At 47.6% G+C, this 2,165-nt stretch carries 3 protein-coding genes; all 3 read right to left on the bottom strand.

Translation table 11 applies throughout. The features are described 5' to 3' along the window. Positions 1-1,300: IS66 family transposase (locus UF75_RS25480; RefSeq protein ID WP_156146632.1), on the bottom strand; the 1,300-nt coding region annotated here is incomplete at its 3' end. 123 nt (positions 1,301-1,423) lie between these two features. Then, positions 1,424-1,786 carry an IS66 family insertion sequence element accessory protein TnpB gene (gene tnpB, locus UF75_RS25475; RefSeq protein ID WP_045577312.1) on the bottom strand — a complete coding sequence of 121 codons (363 nt, stop codon included), beginning with the start codon at positions 1,784-1,786 and terminating at the stop codon, positions 1,424-1,426. Next, on the bottom strand, positions 1,780-2,079 hold the full coding sequence (locus UF75_RS25470) for a hypothetical protein (RefSeq protein ID WP_045577311.1): 300 nt from the start codon (positions 2,077-2,079) through the stop codon (positions 1,780-1,782). Before UF75_RS25470 ends, tnpB begins: the two co-directional genes overlap by 7 nt. Positions 2,080-2,165: the final 86 nt, after the last annotated feature.

The raw sequence follows: 2,165 nt of genomic DNA, 5'->3' as shown, positions 1-2,165 counted from the left end.
GGTTGATCGAATATGTAATGGCCTCGGCCAGTTTAGAGCCTTTGAGTGCGTTGACTGTTTCTACCCATAGGAAGTAAGCCTCGAGAACTGGCTTGGCCCTTTCCTGACGCTGTAATTTCCGTTCCTCTGGAGTGAGCTGGGCTAAGTCCCTCTCAATGGAGAACAGCTGATTGCAATAGTCAAATCCCACAGTAGCGGTAGAACCTACAACGGCTCCATTCTTTGGCATCGCGTCTTGGAACTTACGCCGTAGATGAGCCCAGCAACCACATCGGGTTACCTCTTGTACTTTATTATACCCACTGTAGCCATCGGTTTGAAGCCACCCGTGGAAGCCTTCCAAGAAACGCTTCGCATGCTCGCCTGATCGTGAGGGCTGGTATTCAAACAAGACCACCGGTGCTTCTCCAGTATTGCCTGAACAGTATACCCACATCCGAGACTCCGAGGACGGTTTCTTTCCTTCTTCTTTCAGTACCTGAATCACCGTCTCATCCGCCATAATCACAGCTTGTTGAAGCAGATGTTCCTTCATAATCTCCCATAAGGGCAGCAACCAGTCGTTTGACGACCGTATGATCCAGTTTGCCAAAGTCGCTCTGGAAAGAACGACACCCTGATTGGCCCAGTCCTTTTCCTGTCGGTACAGTGGCATGCCATTAACATATTTCTGATACATGACATGGGCCACCGTCGACGCCGAAGCAAGGCTCCGTTTTATGACGGGTGCAGGAGTGGGCGCTTTCACGATCTTGGCTTCTCCCGTTTCTTTCTCGCAGCTTTCACAGACATAGCTGTTCCGGATATACCGAAGCATCCTTACCTGTGCCGGTATAATTTCTAATTCTTCCCGGACGGTCTCTTTGCCGAGAAGCCGCATTTTCCCGTCACATATCTCACAGACAAGTTTTTCTTGATCCAACTCGCAGAGAATCTCCACCACGGGAACGTCCGCTGCCAGTTCTTCCTTGGTGCGTTTGGCTTTCCTGATATGCCCAGAAACAGCAACTTTGTCGGGCTCCGGGGCTTTGCTGTTTGATTCAGCCTCCGCTTCATTGAATAAGGAGATCTGATTAAGATCCTCCCCCAACACATACTTGCTTTTTTCGCTGGATTGACCGTACATGGTCTTTTGGAAATTGGCCAGCATATCCATAAGCCGATCGATACGTACCTTCTGTGATTCGACCGTTTTGGACTGTTCCTGTAACTGTGTTGTCTGTTCTTTAAGTTGCGTTTCGAGGGTTGAAATATATGCAGTTATCTGGGGCGAAACGCCCTTCAAATCAATCGTTTTCATGGTTATATTATACTACAAATATAGCTAAATTTCCAGTAATACCAACGGTTTGAGCCATTTTTGAAAACATATTTTTCACTCTGGAACTAACGATTTCAGGTTAGTTTGAACGTATCATTTTCCTTAACAAAAATCCCTGGCTGTGACTTCACCAAAACCCTTGGGTGGATCTATGGACATGCCGTCCATGAGGAGGCGAAGTTGACTAACGGTTATGTTTCTTACATCGGTTGGATCTTTTGGCCATTTGAATCGGGCTCCCGCCCCGTCTAGTCTCTTGTAGTAAAGTATAAAACCATTTCTATCCCAACTAAGGGCTTTCAGGCGATTGCGCGCCCGATTACAGAACAGGAACAGATAGTTTCCAAACGGATCCATGTTGAATTCTTGTTTGACGATGATGGCCAGACCGTCGACCGCTCGCCTCAGATCTGTCACTCCACAAGCCAGATAAATGCTGTCATAGTTCATGATGTCCTTTAGCATACGGCATCCACAATCTTAAGTATGTCCGCAAGCAACGAAGGACTGAACCCAGCTTCCACGCAAATGGTCCATTTGCCGCAATTAAGCCTGATTTCGCTCGTGGAGCGTTCCTCTTTTGTCATCGTTATTTGAGCCCACTGCTGCGGTTCATGTTGGCATTCCCTATTAACTTTTGTTGCCCAGGTAAGATACCGTTGATATTGAATACCCTTGGCTTCGCACCAGGCCTTTGCTGTCATTCCGCTGGCCCTGCATTCCGCCACGAGCGCAGCCTGCTGTTCTGGCTTGGACAATGTAATACCTCCACTCTTTGGCTTTATGAAGGTATTTTCTCATAGTTAGCGTAGGTTGACCATGCACTGGTTTATTAAGCGCTTAC

It is taken from the genome of Desulfosporosinus sp. I2, from assembly GCF_000960765.1.
Classification (GTDB): Bacteria; Bacillota; Desulfitobacteriia; order Desulfitobacteriales; family Desulfitobacteriaceae; genus Desulfosporosinus.
The sequence above is the reverse complement of the archived record's forward strand: the minus strand, read 5'-3'. Positions and strand labels throughout refer to the sequence as shown.

What these genes read in the sequence shown, in the direction of transcription:
- tnpB (WP_045577312.1), bottom strand. Translation starts at nt 1,786, where the DNA reads ATGCTAAAGGACATCATGAACTATGACAGCATTTATCTGGCTTGTGGA.